The 15,803-nt window shown below is 50.7% G+C and carries 10 protein-coding genes; 9 read left to right on the top strand and 1 reads right to left on the bottom strand.

All coding sequences use genetic code 11. The annotated features are described in order from the left end of the window. Positions 1-24: 24 nt before the first annotated feature. Genes SD69_RS07385 through SD69_RS07395 form a run of 3 tightly spaced genes read left to right on the top strand, consistent with a single transcriptional unit; the run spans position 25 to position 4,294 of the window. A complete protein-coding gene (locus SD69_RS07385) occupies positions 25-1,476 on the top strand; it encodes an aldehyde dehydrogenase family protein (protein ID WP_041522704.1) in 1,452 nt (483 codons plus the stop codon). An 11-nt stretch (positions 1,477-1,487) separates the two neighbouring features. Continuing rightward, positions 1,488-3,854: a glycoside hydrolase family 2 protein gene (locus tag SD69_RS07390; protein ID WP_041522705.1), complete on the top strand. Its 2,367-nt coding sequence runs from the start codon at positions 1,488-1,490 to the stop codon at positions 3,852-3,854. 59 nt (positions 3,855-3,913) lie between these two features. Beyond that, positions 3,914-4,294, top strand: a complete 381-nt coding sequence (locus tag SD69_RS07395; RefSeq protein ID WP_041522706.1) for a hypothetical protein — start codon at positions 3,914-3,916, stop codon at positions 4,292-4,294. A gap of 39 nt (positions 4,295-4,333) precedes the next feature. Here SD69_RS07395 and SD69_RS07400 read toward each other — a convergent pair whose 3' ends face one another. Next, the gene (locus SD69_RS07400; RefSeq protein ID WP_052480966.1) at positions 4,334-5,251 is read right to left on the bottom strand and encodes an L-dopachrome tautomerase-related protein; all 918 of its coding nucleotides are present in this window, start codon (positions 5,249-5,251) and stop codon (positions 4,334-4,336) included. 644 nt (positions 5,252-5,895) lie between these two features. On the opposite strand from SD69_RS07400, the gene SD69_RS07405 reads away from it, so the two are divergent. The 6 genes from SD69_RS07405 (at position 5,896) to SD69_RS07430 (ending at position 15,802) form a co-directional block, all read left to right on the top strand. Then, positions 5,896-8,646 carry a TonB-dependent receptor gene (locus SD69_RS07405; RefSeq protein WP_041522707.1) on the top strand — a complete coding sequence of 917 codons (2,751 nt, stop codon included), beginning with the start codon at positions 5,896-5,898 and terminating at the stop codon, positions 8,644-8,646. 88 nt (positions 8,647-8,734) lie between these two features. Next, on the top strand, positions 8,735-9,952 hold the full coding sequence (locus SD69_RS07410; RefSeq protein ID WP_157471629.1) for a family 16 glycosylhydrolase: 1,218 nt from the start codon (positions 8,735-8,737) through the stop codon (positions 9,950-9,952). 61 nt (positions 9,953-10,013) lie between these two features. Further along, positions 10,014-11,693, top strand: coding sequence for a sodium:solute symporter family protein (locus tag SD69_RS07415; RefSeq protein ID WP_041522708.1), 1,680 nt, complete (start codon positions 10,014-10,016; stop codon positions 11,691-11,693). Beyond that, a complete protein-coding gene (locus tag SD69_RS07420) occupies positions 11,693-12,913 on the top strand; it encodes a glycoside hydrolase family 117 protein (protein ID WP_041522709.1) in 1,221 nt (406 codons plus the stop codon). Before SD69_RS07415 ends, SD69_RS07420 begins: the two co-directional genes overlap by 1 nt. A gap of 10 nt (positions 12,914-12,923) precedes the next feature. Next, entirely contained in the window at positions 12,924-15,233 is a 2,310-nt protein-coding gene (locus SD69_RS07425; protein WP_041524552.1) for an FAD-dependent oxidoreductase, read from the top strand. After that, entirely contained in the window at positions 15,233-15,802 is a 570-nt protein-coding gene (locus SD69_RS07430) for an RNA polymerase sigma factor (RefSeq protein ID WP_041522710.1), read from the top strand. Before SD69_RS07425 ends, SD69_RS07430 begins: the two co-directional genes overlap by 1 nt. The last annotated feature ends 1 nt before the right edge of the window (position 15,803 follow it).

Here is a 15,803-nt window from a genome sequence, read left to right on the forward strand (position 1 = left end):
CCTAACCGATGTGAGGACATAATAATGGCAACATCACTGACACATTACCCCTGCTACATTCACGGCCAATGGGTAAATGCCAGCAATGGTGCAACCTTTGAGGTGGTCAACCCCGCTAACGAGCAGCCGTGGGCCACTGTGCCCGATTGCACCGATGCCGATGCCGAAAAAGCCCTGCAAAGCGCGCGCGAGGCGCAGCCTGCCTGGCAAGCGTTGCCGCCAATTCAGCGGGCGCACTACTTATTTAAGTTGGTGGATGCACTAAAAGAAAAGCGCGATCATTTTGCCAAGCTGTTGGTGATTGAGCAGGGTAAAACCTTGCCCGAGGCCTATGGCGAGTTTGACGATACACTTAACTATATTACCTACGCTGCCGAGGCGGCGCGCCGTATCGAAGGCAATATTTTTCCCTCAGACAACCCCAACGAACAGCTGTGGATTCAAAAGGTGCCCTACGGCGTTACCCTCGGTCTGTGCGCCTATAACTTTCCTCTGGCACTGATTGGGCGCAAAGTTGGCCCAGCGTTGGTAACCGGCAATACCATGGTCCTTAAAGCCCACGAGGCAACTCCGGTAACCGCCTCGGAGTTTTGCAAAGTGGTGGATGAAGTAGGTTTTCCGCCGGGGGTAATTAATCTGGTGAGCGGTGCCGGTATCGCTGTTAGCTCGTATTTGGTGTCCAACCCGTTAACCCGATTGGTATCGCTTACCGGTAGCACGCGGGCAGGGCAAGCCATTTATAAATCGTCGGCCGACAACGTTTCAGGTTTGGTATTGGAGCTGGGCGGCAAAGCCACCTTTATTGTGCTGGAAGATGCCGATTTAGATCGCGCCGTCGAGGCAGCTGTGATCTCGCGCTACGCTAACTGTGGGCAGGTGTGCATCTGTGCTGAGCTGGTGCTGGTGCAGGAGAGTATTGCCCAAGAGTTTACTCGTCGCGTGGTCGAGCGGGTTAAAAAACTCACCTACGGCGATCCGGCGACCGACGTCAACATGGGCCCCAGTGTGACAGGCGAGAGTATTAGTCGGGTAGAGGCGATGGTGAACGACAGTGTCGCCATGGGTGCCAAAATTGAAGTAGGTGGCAAACGCCCTGCGGGTAAAGCTTTTGAAAAAGGTTTTTGGTATGAGCCCACGGTGCTGAGCAACGTCAGCGCCGATATGCCGCTGGCAGAAGATGAAATTTTTGGTCCCGTATTGCCGATCATCTCGGTCAAGGGCTACCAGGAGGCGCTGCAGATCAGCAATAGTCGAGAAGAAGGGCTCTCGGCGTATATTTTCAGCAAAGACATCCCCACCGTCATGCACGCGATTAATCACATGGAGGTGGGCACCGTGTTTGTGAACCGTCAAATTGTCGGTTACATCCAGGGTTACCACTCGGGCCATAAGCGCAGCGGCACCGGCGGTGAAGACGGCGTTTACGGTATCGAAAACTACCTGCAAAAACGCGCCGTTTATTTTAACTACGATTAACTGAGGTCACTATGTCACGCATTAACCTGGATTTAAGCGGCTTTCGCTGGCAGATGGAGCGCATGCGCCCGGGCCAGGGCGAAAAAGAAGGGCTGCACTTATTGCCCGCCGAGTATCAGGGTACTCACTTTAGCTGGAACTTTGCCAATGTGCCGGGCGATGTCTATACCGATTTGCACCGCGCCAACGAAATTGCCGATCCTTACTTTGGCCGCAATATGCACCGTGCCAAGTGGGTGGCCGAATATGAATGGTGGTACAGCCGCCGCTTTGCGCTACCTGACGACATGCAAGGCAAAAAAATTCGCCTGATTTTTGAAGGTGTGGATTACAGCTGCAGCGTGTGGTTAAACGGCCACTTTTTAGGTCGTCACGAAGGCATGTTCTCGGAGTTCGAGTTTGATATTACCGATGCTGTCAGCTTTGCCGATTGGCGCGACGGCTCCAACATGTTGATGATCAAGCTGGATCCTCCGCCCAAGAACTATCGCAATTGCGGGGGTAAAAAAGTCAACTTCTCAGGTGATTACTTTTCAGGGTTGGTGCCGTTTGGCATTTGGCGCCCGGTACGGGTCGAGGCCACCGAGCAAGTGCGCATCGATAACTTGCGTACCGATGTTACCGTGCAGGGTGACAACCAAGCGCAAGTAGAGCTGAGCGCGCAGATTATTAACCACACTGATACCGATCAAACCGTGGAACTTGTGGGTACTTTAGCGGGTAAAAACTGCGACGGCGCGGCGCAGAGCTTTAGCCAAAGCGTTACCGTCGCGCCCGGCGAAAACAGCGTTAGCACAACCCTTAAGGTCGACGACGCTAAGCTCTGGTGGCCCTGGGATATGGGCGAGCAGAATTTGTATCAGCTGGATGTCGCTCTGCAGCAAGGCGGCAAAGAGCTGGACGCCACCTCCGAGGTGATCGGTCTGCGTCAAGTCACCATGGACTTTAACCCAGGCTATACCCGTGATGACAATGAGTACCCCTGGACATTTTTTATCAACGGCAAGCGGCACTTTTTGCGCTCGGCCTGTTGGGGCGGGCAACCGTCGTTTTTGTACGGTCGCAACACCCTTAAAAAGTACGAAGATCGCGTAGCAATGGTGCGCGAGGCCAACATTAATAACTTACGTATTTTTGGCTGGCACCCGCCGGAAATTCCCGATTTTTATCGTCTGTGCGATGAGATGGGTATTACCGTGTGGACTAACTTTACTCTGGCTACGCAGGCCTACCCAAGTGATAAAGCGTTTGTCGATGGCGTGTTGCACGAGTGTATCGAGACGGTTAAACAGCGTCGCAACCACGCCTCCAATATCTTTTGGATGGGCGGCGAAGAGGTGTTCTTTTCTGGTGCTCACGAGGAAAGTGGCAATAAGCAACTGATGGAGGTGATTGGCGATGCGGTGGCTGAGCACACGAACATCCCCTATGGCTTGGCATCGCCGCTAAGTTCTGCATCTGCGCAGAACATGGGCTTTAAACCTCATGAGAGTATTCACGCCAACGAGCACTACTACCAGGGCGGCGCCGAGTTTATGGAGGAGTACTACCCCTCGCTCGACTGCGCCATTATCCCGGAGCTAACGGCGGCCTCTGCGCCTAATATTGAAAGCCTGAAAAAGTTTATCCCCAGCGATGAGCTATGGCCCATGGGCCCCAGCTGGGCGTACCACTGGGCCGATATCGACATTCTTAAAAATCTTAATTTTGAAGTCTTTGGCGACTACAAAATGGATTCGCTGGAAGAGTTTGTCGAGGCGACACAAATTGCTCAGGGCACGGTCATTCAGTTTGCGCTAGAAACCTACCGCCGTCGCAAGCCCAAAATGAGTGGTGTTGCTTTGTGCCACTTTATGACTCATGTGCCCGATATTAAATGGGGCATTATTGACTACTACGGTGAGAAAAAACGCTCCTTTGAGTGGTTGAAACGCACCTACCAACCGTTGTTACCAAGTTTGCAGTTTGACAAGCGCCGCTGGAATGCGGGTAGCGAGTTTAATGCGGGCTTGTGGGTGGTGAACGATTACCAGCATAGTTTTGAAGGCGTAACGCTCAGCTGGCGAGTGCTCTATCAGGGTAATGAAACCGGTGTTGCTGGTAGCCAGGCCGTGAATGTGGCGACTGACAGTTCCGCTCACTATGTGGATATCGCCTGGCTGCTGCCGGATAACGCCGAGGGCACTTTTGAGGTAGAAATATCGCTTAGTGATGCCTCGGGTAAAACCCTTGCCGATAACCACTACACCTTGCTGGTGGGTGATCAGGCGGCAGCCAAGGCTCAAAGCCTTAAATACTTGGCCGAAGCGACCGCGCGGTTAGAAAAGTGTGGCCACAGTGTGTATCGCTACTGGCCTGACATGTGGGAAATGGAATAAATCCACTGCCCCGTCGCGGTGCGACGGGGCTCTCACTACTAACTCGATTAAGGTGTCCGATGTCTTTTCATGTACTTATGTCTCTAGCGGCTACAGGCAGTATCCTCACTCGAGCGGGTGAGCCCGAGACTGTAGAGATTGGTGTTGCAGGCTGGACAGTGCAAACGCTGGACGATAGTGGGGTCAGCCTACTGGTGCTGCGCGCCGAGCCCGACGCTGAGTTTTTTTCCATGCATACCTCAGAAGATGCTTGGCTAGCCTATGTCGTGCATGGGAGTGCGACCTTAATAGCCGGCAGCGAGCCCGACGATATTACCGATGGGATGGACTGCACCGCTGGTAGTTTTATTACCTTTGATGCCAGTACGCCTCACGCCTGGCTCGTGGATAGTGACGGCTTCGAAGTGGTGCTTGCTAAGTTGGTTAGTAGTCCAACTTAGCGATAAGCTAAACTATTTTATTGTAAGACTGTGTGAAAGCTATCGCCCAGTCGTTGCCGGAGCCACCGAGTCAAATTTTAAAATGTAAAAATTGTTTGGTGTTGGCTTTATATKGTTAAAAGCGGGTGATAAATGAAGCTTATTAGATGTTGCAAGGATGCTGTTTCCACCTGCATTAGCGAAACCTTCCACCCADCTGAGTTTCTGATCATCTTGGTGCAGTATTTTATATTGACGGTCATTGGTAATGACACCAATGGCTTTGTTTTCTAAGTCTGATACATACACATTGTTTTCAGCGTCGATGGTGATGCCGTCGCTTTTGGGTTTGCTGGCGTATCGCTCTACCCGAGATTCTAGCTCTGAGTTTGTTAAATTGGGRTTGTTTAAATCCTTAGTCTTCACCCTATAAAGTGTTTTGCTACTCATGGGTGCAAAATATACCCATTGATTATCCACATCAATGGTAATTGGGTTGACACCAACTCTAGCGGGATTTCCTTGCATAGTAATAACGGTTTCGTCTATCACGAGGTCGATATCCTCGGGAACGGTGGCGAAGGAGCCCTCGAGAACACGTCTGATTGACCCGGTGGTAAGATCCAGAACCAGTAAGGCTGAGGTGGAACTTCCTGCGGTATCGGTTATATACATGGCGTTGTTTTTACGATCAACCGCCATGTCATTTAATATGTAGGCGTCATGAACCACGGGGCGGGATACATAATAAATCCGGTGTAGTTCATTTTTATTGATATCCCACCCAATCACTCGGCCCCGGGCCTCCTCTCCCCAGATGGTATCGAGAAACCATAAAATATCATGACTGTCGACGATCGTTCCCAATACGCCGTTGAGGGCAGGGGTGAAGGTTGTGTTTGGGTAGCGCTCGTAGGATCCATCCGGTAATAGCTCTACCATTTTCGGTTTTGGGTTGTATGCCAGGTGAGTGCTCATAAAAACTCGGCSATCATTACTAACTGCGATGTTAGCCGGAGGTAATTGGCTATCTAATTCTCGGTAAACCTCAAAGGCCTGGACGGTGGATACCGTTAATTGAGTCGCAAGTATGATTGTTATAAATAGCAGTTTTCTTAGCATGATATTGCCCACAATTAGTTTAATTGTTCTCTCTCGGTTATGAAAAACTCTCAAACCAACACAAACGAGAGTTTCGTCTACCTCAGTCGGTATTGTTGAGCGTCTGCTGCTAGGTAACCAACGTGCTCTACTGATAGTATATAGTAAACAATACACAATAAGAGGGCTAGTCAATAAGAGGGCTAGGCAATGAATAAATCAATAATTTATAAGGGCGCCCCTACATTCGTTTAGGCAAGGCTTCCCGCCACCTGCTTATGGCGCTCATCTACGCCCTGGCGCCAGAGGCGTGTACACAGATTGTACAAGAGCAAAAAACTTCCCGGAAAGCCGCCCTGGTAGCAGTGAACCATGAATACCATGGGTAGCTCAACTTATACTAATTTCAACAGCTTGCGAAACCAAATGTGTCAAAAAAGCACAGTCTAAACACTTATATGAGAGTGGGTGGAAGCCTGCTACAAGTAAGATAAAAAATAAAAACGTTTAGGAGGTCACAGATGCGACTAAAAAGAAATCCGGCTACCGCCAAAATGATGGCTGCGCTAGGAACTCAGGTAACATTATTGGCTGGTTTGATTGCTATGCCTGCTATAGGTCAAACCAGTTCGCCCAGTAGTAGTTCTGCGATAGAAGAAGTTGTAATAACAGGGGTTCGGCAGAGTCTCGAAAAGGCTAAGGATATCAAACGAGAATCGGCGCAGGTGGTTGATGCGATTGTCGCGGAAGATATTGGTAAATTACCAGACTCTAATATTGCCGAATCACTTCAGCGGGTCTCCGGTGTTCAGGTTGATCGCGGTATCGGTGAGGGCTCGTCTATTTCTATTAGAGGGTTGCGAAATAATGTTGTATTGGTAAATGGCAGAGAAGTCTATGATGCCGGTGGTCGCGGTGGCCAGGGCCCCGATACTCTTGAAACGTCCTCCTACGGTTTGTTGTCCCTTGTTCCTTCAGAATTAGTATCTCGCTTGACGGTCACAAAGCTTACCGCAGCTGATGATATTGAAGGGGCCGTTGGTGGCATCGTTAATATTGTGACTGCCAAACCTTTGGACAGTGATGGTTTGGTTGCCTCGGGTACCATTTCTGCACAGCATCGGGAGTTGGCAGGAGAGACAAAAGGTAAAGGCTCACTTTTGGTCTCCAACACGTTTTTGGATAACACTCTTGGCCTTCAGTTTAGTGGCTCCTATGGCGAGAACGCCATCCGTGAAGACGGCTTCAATACGTTTTCTGGTTATACTCGTTTATCTAATGGTCTGAGCTTTGAAGATGAGTCGGCGTACAATGCCGTTACGGATACTAATGGAGAGTTGATCGATCCAGATCCGAACGGGGACGGCGTGCTGGGTATATACCACCAAGACCCAAGGTTCTGGCAGATTGAGGATCACCGTGATCGGACGGGCTACAACTTTATTGCTCAGTGGCAGCCAAGTGACAGCATGGAGCTGACATATGATGTACTCGGCTCGCGCATAGATTCCGAGCGTGATCGGCATTGGTTGGGTGTATTCTCTGGGTTTGGGGCACATACTGATGTGGCCTTGTCAGAGCAAGAGGTCGTGTATAAAGGTGTGGTGCACCGGCCCATTCAAACTAACGTGGAATATGGCAATTTTTCAAACGATGTTGTCACTCAGGCCTTGAACTTCGATTGGGTGATGAGCGAAGCTATTGAAATGAGCTCCGAGCTGTCGTTTAATAACTCCGAAAGCAAGTCGCATCAGAGCTTTATCCGGTTTCAGGCTAATAACGCCACCCCAACGCCTTATGATTTTCGGCCTAAGATCCCCTCCTACAGTTTTGACAGTGCAACGCTCAACAGTCCACAAGATCTGCATTTAGCTATTCTCTATGATAGTGCCTCTAAGGAGGAGACGGATCAAACAGCATTTCGCTTAGATTTCGATCACGAGCTGTCAAGCGCTTTGAGCTTAGAGTATGGAGCTCGCTGGTCGTCGCTCGAAACACAGTTCAGCAGTGATCAAGTCGATTTACGACCCGTGACTCCAGCGGATCAATTAGGGGAGTTTACTACCGTTTGGTCCAGTCCTGACTTTCTTTCAGGGCAAGCACCTGATCTGCCCCGGTCCTACTTGTCTGCCTCGGAAGTACTGAAAGCAGGCGGGTGCACAGTCATGGAGTCGTTCTACCGAAATCATCCCGATCCAGCTCAGACTGAGGCGTATTCAAAGGGTAATAACCCAGGTTTAGGGTGTGATACCCACTCTGCGCAAATCAACACTGTGGAAGAAGACTTTCTTGCGTTTTACGGTAAGTTAAATTTTTACTCAGAGTTAGGTGGCGTCCCTGTATCGGGGAATATCGGGGTTCGAAACCTTTCTAGGGACCTGACTTCGACCGGAACTCTACGGTTGGAGGGTGAACCGCCCGCTCCGATAGTGACAGAGATCAGTGATGATGATCTTCTTCCCTCTGCTGTGATAAGAGCCGATCTTTCAGATAGTGTCGTGCTGCGAGCTGGTGCGGCGCGCGTGCTCGCTTACCCAAACACCAATGACTTAAAAAATGACCTGACTATTTATGGCAGTGGCAACGGTACTGGAGGATCCCCAGAATTAAAACCCTTTGAGGCAGATCAGCTGGACGTTTCTATTGAGTATTATTTTGGAGACGAAGGCATGCTTTCTCTGGGCTACTTCGCAAAGGATATTAAATCGTTTGTGGTTCAACAAACGACTAGAGAAACAATTCCTAACTTTGTAAACCCCGATGATGGGACTAATCAGGGTCTCATCTCAAGAGCTATTAATGGTGATGGCGGGTCGATTGGCGGAATAGAGCTTTTATACCAGCAGTCCTACTCAATGCTTCCCTCTCCCTTTGATGGTCTCGGTGTTATGGCCACCTATTCGTATATCGACAGTACGACACCTTTTGAAGACCCATCGGGTAAAAAGCTGACCCAGCCAGGGTTGTCTGAAAATAATATTAATTTCGTGGCATTTTGGGAAAAAGGCCCGGCAGGTGTACGCCTTGCCTACAATTGGCGCGATGAGTTTTTAGACAGGTTAGGTTTTAGTGGTTCGGGCATTTATCAAGATACCTATGAGGACTTGTCGCTAACCGCTAGCTGGGATTTTAATGACCGAATGAGCGTAAACTTTGAAGTCACTAATCTTCTTGACACTTATCAGAGACTGTATAACACCATTCCTGAAGCGACGAGAAGTATCGTGCACTATGGCCCGTCTTACGGGGTATCGTTCCGTTACTCTCTATAATTGTTGATGGAGTGAAATCTTTGGCCTTTTCGCTTTTGCTTGTATTCGAGAAGGCCTTTTTAAGTTTAAATATTGAATGGCTTAATGCATGAATAATATTTTTCGAGCTATTAGAAGTTGTAGTTTTATCATCGCCGCTTTAGGGGTATGTAATTACTCAAATGCGAATGGTGATGTCGATTTTAGCCAGTGGACACTGAGCTGGAGTGACGAATTTGATTATGAAAACGAAGCGTTAGAAGATAACTGGATTAGCCAGAACGGCCCCACCGAAAATGAGTGGGTGCTAAGCAGCCGCTGGCGCGATAACGCGGTGGTTGATGATGGCGTGCTGCTGCTTAAAGCAGAAAAAGAGTCCCGTGGAGGGCAGGATTGGACCACCGGCAATGTCTGGAGCAAGCGCACCTTTGGTTACGGTTACTACGAGGCCCGCATGAAGTACGCCGGTGCTTATGGCACCAACAATTCGTTCTGGCTGTGGCCCAAGCAAGGCACGTCGGAGGGTGAAAAGGCCTGTGAAATCGATATTAACGAAGGCCATTACCCCAATATTATCAACACCAATGTTCACAACTGGACCGACAAGTACACTTTGCCCAACGGACGTGTGGCTCATTCAGATAATCAACTGCACCACACCTTACACGGCGATCCCGAGAACGGGCTAACGCTGGATAAACCAGTATTCACGCGAAAAGTTCGTTTGCGCTCCAATAACCCAGCCTCTATTCATATCGCCGAGTTTCGGGTGCTCGACGGCAGTAGTGAAAATATCGCAACAGCTGCCAGCATCTCCACCAATGGTGTTTTTTCTAAGCTTCCCTCGAAAGAAAGCTTTGCCATTGACGGCAGGGCGGATACCCGTTGGGTGTCTGGAAAACACGGTGAAAAATGGCTTGAGCTGGAATGGGATAAACCCCAGCAGGTGGCGGGCATTGAGTTTAGCAACGGATGGCTGCAAGAGTTTGGGGCTGCTAAAGGCAAATACCGCAACCTGATAAGTGACTATGTTATCGAGTATCACGATGGTGATAATTGGGTGAAGGTGGCGCAATACGATGCGGCCCAAGTCGCCGACTATTCCACACAGTGGCATACCTACGGCCTTGAATGGGATGAAGACTACTTCCGTTTTTACTTAGACGGCGAGCTCTATCACCAGATGCGCAACGATGTTTGCTTCAGCGATACCACCATCTTATTCAGTCTGGCAATTCTAAAGGCGGATATCGCAGGCCCGGTAACCGATGCCATTGATGGCACCAGCATGAAGGTGGATTGGGTGCGCTACTACACCAAGCCGTAAACGATAGGTGCGGTAGAAAGTGCCGCACCCTATTTGACCATAACAATAGAAAACCGCGTGTATGAATATAATCGATAGTGTCGTTATTTTAGTCTTCACTTTACTGGTGCTGACTTGTGGGCTGAGCTTTTCGCGCTCGGGTAAAAGCATGAACAGCTTTTACGCCGCCGGTGGCGCTTTGCCTTGGTGGATGAGCGGGTTATCGCTGTTTATGAGCTTTTTTTCGTCGGGCACGTTTGTTACCTGGGGTTCTATTGCCTATAGCCAGGGTTTTGTCGCCATTACCATTCAGTGGACCATGGCGATTGCGGGCATCCTAGTGGGTTTGTATGTCGCACCGCGCTGGAACCGTACCAAAGCCCTAACGGCATCAGAGTATATCCGCGATCGTTTGGGCGCGCGGGTACAAAAAACCTACACCTATATTTTGTTGCTGATAGGCAGTTTTTCCACCGGTGCATTTTTATACCCCGTTGCCAAAATTGTCGAGGTGAGTACCGGTATCCCCCTGGTAGTGAGCATTGCCATTTTGGGGCTGATGATTCTGGCCTATACAGCAGTTGGTGGGCTGTGGGCGGTGATTGTCACCGATATTTTGCAGTTTGTGGTGTTAACCGCGGCGGTGATTATCGTGGTGCCGCTGGCGCTCGATCGGGTCGGGGGTATTAGTGGCTTTTTTGCCCAAGCTCCGCCCGAACTATTTGCGCCGGTCAGCGGTGATTATAGCTGGACGTTTATTGTAGTGTTTGGTTTGTACAATCTGTTTTTTATTGCCGGCAACTGGCCTTACGTTCAACGCTATACCTCGGTGGCTACACCGGCCGATGCTAAAAAAGTAGGGCTGTTGTTTGGCGGTTTGTATTTTATTAGCCCCCTTATCTGGATGTTACCGCCTATGGTGTATCGGATACTTAACCCGGATTTAGCCGGTTTGGCCGACGAGGGCGCTTATCTTCTGATCAGTAAAGAAATACTTCCGGTAGGCATGCTGGGCTTAATGCTCGGTGCCATGATCTTTGCCACATCCAGCTCGGTTAACACGGCTATCAACTTGTTCTCAGGAGTTATTGCCAATGATATTTATAAAAATATCAGACCCGCCGCCAGTGATCGGTCGCTGGTGAGGGTAGGGCGCTTAGCCACGATAGCCTTGGGTTTAGTGACTATTGCGGTGGCACTGTTTATTCCCAAGATGGGAGGTATCGTGTCATTTGTATTCACCATCGCCGCTATGACCGGTGGTGCACTGTTTTTGCCGCCTGTATGGGCACTGTTTTCAAAGTATCAAACCGGGGCGATGTTATTAAGCGTGTCACTTTTCACCTTGGCGGTAAACGCCGTGTTTAAATTTTTGGTGCCGGCACTTTGGGGTATCAGCCTTAATCGCGAACAAGAAACCCTGCTGGGTATTGGCTTGCCGGTAGTGTTGCTTAGCATCAGCGAGTTGATTGCAAGGTGCCGTCGCCGTGAGGCGCCCCGGTACCAAGAGTACAAAGCGCTGGAGCAGGCGAAACATAACGCCGCCGCCAGTGTTTCGCAGGCTCAGCATCAGGCCGACAATAGTCACGGCCTGCGGGTGATCGCCGCCGGTATCTTTGCCATTGGGGTGATTATGTTGGCGCTGTCCGTTATCGCCGAGGCGAGTGCCATGTTAGTGGCACTGATTGCGGGTTTAATTATGGTGCTGGGTGCGGCGATGTATTTTCGTCCGCGACAGCCAAAAAACGTTTGGAGTAAGTGATGAGTAATACCGAGCAAAAAGCGGAACAGGGGGCATTCCCCTGGGATATTCCGGCCACCCGGCCCGATCGGCCCTTAAGCAAGGCGATGGAGCGGTTGTACAGCAACTATATAACTCCGCGCCCGGAAGATAATCCATTGTTCACAAGCTTTAAGTACACACGTATCACCGGCTTTGATTACGGGGCAGAGGATGGCCGGATCTCGCGGCGTGACCCCTCTAAAATAGTCTGCGAGAACGGCAAATATTATATCTGGTATACCAAAAGAGATACTGTTTCACCACCGCGCGGTGCACAAGCTTGCACTGATGAAATTCCCTCCATGGATTGGGATTTAAGCGACATATGGTACGCCACTTCCGAGGATGGTTTTCACTGGCAAGAGCAAGACTTAGCCGTAGGGCGACCCGATAAACCCAAGCTGGGTTGGCGCTCGGTGGCTACGCCCGATATTCTGGTTTGGAAGGGCAGGTATTATTTGTATTATCAGGCGTTTGAAGAACCCAGTGGTTTAAAAGGCGATCATTGCCCGGTGAGTGTATCGGTCGCCGATTCGCCCGATGGCCCATGGACGCCTTGTGGCGATGCGGTTATTCCCAACGGTGCGCCTGGCGAGTGGGATCAATATTCTATTCACGGTCCCTATCCGATTGTCATCGATGATAAAATTTATATTTACTACAAGGCCGCTTTTGGCGATCGGCCGGACTATTTGGTGGGCAATGGTGTGGCCATTGCCGACGACCCACTGGGCCCCTTTGTGAAACACCCGCTCAACCCGGTGTTAAATTCCTGCCACGAGACGACGGTATTCCGTTTTGGTAAAGGGGTTGCCGCTTTTGCTATTCGCAATGGTATCGAAAGCAACACCATTCAGTACTCCACCGACGGTATTAACTTTGATATTGCTGCGGTCACCGCGCTGATGCCGGTGGGCGCAGGGCCCTATATTCCCGATATTTTTCACAGCGAAGGTGAAGGGCAGGGCTTTACCTGGGGGCTATCGCATTTTTGCGATCACGATAAGTGCGATACTAAATTCAGCTTTTTAGGGCGGTTTGACTGTGATTTACGCAACCAGATGCCGCGCTCCACCATTGCCAACAATACTGAAATTAAATGGCACCCCGATGTATGTTTTTCACAGGGCTTGCCTGCCGAGGTAAAACAGGCGCGAGCTAAACAAGCAAGGCAGCATGCACTTGCTAATGACAAATGAGTTTAGAGCTATGATTCGTGAACAATTCAGCTCGCAACCGCGAGCTAATAAACGCACCGACTTGAGCACCGATGTAGTGGTTGCCGGCGGTGGCCTGGCCGGTGTGTGCGCTGCCATCAGCGCGGCGCGCGCGGGTTCCCGTGTGATTTTGGTACAAGATCGCCCAGTGCTGGGGGGTAATGCCTCCAGTGAGGTGCGTTTGTGGGCCCTGGGGGCAACCTCGCATATGGGCAACAACAATCGCTATTCCCGCGAGGGCGGGTTAATTGATGAAGTCATGTTAGAAAATACCTATCGCAATCCGATGGGCAACCCGCTGATTTTTGACGCTGTATTGTTGGACAAAGTGGTCGCCGAACCGAACATCACTTTGCTGCTCAATACCGCGGTGTATCAAGTCAACAAAAGTGGGTCGCGCCGTATTGAATCTTGCGATGGTTTTTGCAGTCAGAACAGTATTCATTACCGGCTAGCGGCACCGGTGTTTATCGACGCCACCGGCGATGGCCTGCTGGCGTTTAACGCCGGGGCGAGCTTTCGCATCGGCGCCGAAGCGCGCGATGAGTTCGGTGAGGGTATGGCCCCATCCGAGGCCAACCGCGAGTTACTGGGCCATTCGCTGTTTTTTTACAGCAAACGAATGAACCACCCGGTGCAGTACCAAGCGCCCGATTTTGCCTATACTCAAGAGGAAATTGGTGCCTTGCCGCGCAGTAAAAATATTCAAAGCGGCGACTCTGGCTGCAAATTCTGGTGGCTCGAGTACGGCGGCATCAAAGACACCATTTACGAGACAGAAGACATTAAGTGGGAGCTTTGGAAAATTGTCTATGGCATTTGGGACTATATTAAAAACAGTGGCCGTTATGAGGATGTAGAAAACTTAACCCTCGAGTGGGTGGGTACCATTCCCGGAAAACGCGAAAGCCGCCGCTTTGAAGGCGAGTATATGTTGACGCAACAGGATATTGTCGAGCAGCGCGAGTTTGACGACATTATATCATTCGGTGGCTGGGCTATTGATTTGCACCCGGCCGAGGGTGTTTACAGCGATAAGCCGCCCTGCTCGCAGTACCACGCCAAAGGCGTTTATCAAATTCCGTATCGCAGCTTTTTAAGCCGTGATATCGACAACCTGTTGCTAGCCGGGCGTATCATCAGCGCCAGCCATATCGCTTTTGGCTCAACCCGGGTGATGATTACCTGTGCCCACGGTGGACAGGCGATGGGGCAGGCGGCCGCCATAAGTGTGGCGAACCAATGTGATCCTAAAGCGTTACTTGCGCCGGATGCCATGGCGCATTTGCAACAACGCCTAAACCTTACCGGCCACGGCCTGCCCGGTATGGCGCTTAATAAAGAGCATTGCCTTAGCCGTCGTGCCGAGGTCAATACCAGTAGCACTTTCGAGGGGCTAACATTGGGCACGGCGACGGGCTGGGCCTCACTTAGTCAATCGCTGGCACAAATGCTGCCGCTGACTGAATGCGAGTTCCCGGAAGTTCGGTTACGGGTTAAAGCCGAAGCTGCCACCGAGCTTACCGTGCAGTTGCGCGTTAGTGAAAAAGCGCAGAATTATACACCAGAAATTACACTCGCCAGCCAAACCTTGTCGTTAGCGGCGGGCGAGCAAGAGATCACTCTTGCGTTTGATGTCACCGCGCCGACTCGGCAGTATGGTTTTATTTGCTTTATCGCCAATGACAAGGTGCAACTGGCCACCACCGACCAGCGCTTAACGGGCTTGGCCACGGTCATGCATAAAGAGCATAAAGCGGTTTCTAACACCGGCAAACAAGAGGCACCCGCTGGTAGCGGTATCGACGAATTTGAAATCTGGACACCCGAGCGCCGCCCAGGCGGTAAAAATCTGGCGTTACATTTTTCTCAGCCGCTGGAGTTATACCATCCTAAGAATCTCAGCAACGGCTTTACCCGGCCTTGGCTCGGTAGCAATGCCTGGGTGGCATCACCTGATGATGTTAAGCCTCAGGTGCATTGGCGCTGGCATGACCCGGTAAGTATTCAAACCGTGCGACTGTTTTTTGATTGCGATTACGACCACGCGCTCGAAACGGTATTAATGGAGCACCCAGAAAACCACATGCCTTTCTGCGTGCGTCAGTATCGGTTGCTGGACGATCAAGGCCGGGTGCTTTACCAGTGCCTGGACAATCACCAAAGCGTTAACCTTGTGCGTTTTGAGCAACCGGTGACTACCCGAACCTTGACATTGGAGCTTGAACACCCCTCACGCGAGGTGCCGGCGGGGCTGTTTGAAGTTTATATTCACAGTGACCAGTCAACACAGGCTAAATAATGAAGCTTGCCACGGACCACATTGCCACCGATGCCCTACGGATTTCCCGCTGGGTGGCGCGTGCCCGTGGTGGCGATATCAAGGCATTTGAATACTTGGTTAGCCAGCAGCAAAGCCTGGTGCGCAGTTATTTAGCTAAACGCACAGATTACAGCGCCGATGTAGATGACTTAGCCCAGGAAAGCTTTGTACTGGCCTGGCAAAAACTGACAACTTTGCAGGATGACGCCGCGTTTAGTGGCTGGTTGTTGTCTATTGCGCAAAATCTGTTGCGTAATCACCACCGCAAACAGGCCAGGCTGGCACCCACCGAGCCCGATTTACTGGCGCAGCTGCTGGATGAACAAGAGCAACAGCACCCAGACGAACAAGAAACCGAGCTAAGCCTGCTGCGGCAATGCTTGCTTAAACTGGATCACTCAGCGCAAAAAACACTCAGGCTTTATTACCGCGAGGGGTATAGCTTGCAAGAATTGCGTGAGGTTATGGGCGTGGCGCACTCGACGCTCACAATGCGACTAAACCGCTACCGAAAAAAGCTGCGCGACTGTATTAACCGAGGTCACTGAC

The sequence above is a fragment of the Gilvimarinus agarilyticus genome, from assembly GCF_000832015.1.
Taxonomy (GTDB): domain Bacteria; phylum Pseudomonadota; class Gammaproteobacteria; order Pseudomonadales; family Cellvibrionaceae; genus Gilvimarinus; species Gilvimarinus agarilyticus.